The organism is Bradyrhizobium sp. 25ACV, assembly GCF_054863005.1.
On record NZ_JAVAYO010000222.1, the window covers coordinates 1 to 229 of the forward strand.

Here is a 229-nt window from a genome sequence, read left to right on the forward strand (position 1 = left end):
ATCGCCTCGTGCACGGTGAGCACGGTCAGTGGCGTGTGCCGGATCGCCGCTTCCCTCATCGCCCATTCCAGGGCGCGCTGGGAATGGCCGGAGCCGTCAATGCCAACGATAATTCCCGACATCTCGGATCGCCTTCTTCTCGCGTAGCAGCATCTCGAAGTCCTTACGTTGTCAACGCTAGGCAGGCGCAAACCCCCCGATAAGGGTCGTCCGGGCCGCCCGCCAGGGA

1 protein-coding gene is annotated in these 229 nt (G+C 63.8%); it reads right to left on the reverse strand.

Features of this window, described 5'->3' with window-relative positions; genetic code table 11:
* The coding region (locus RAD04_RS39215; protein WP_461628041.1) for a universal stress protein at positions 1-122 on the reverse strand (122 nt) is incomplete at its 3' end.
* Between the last annotated feature and the right edge of the window lie 107 nt (positions 123-229).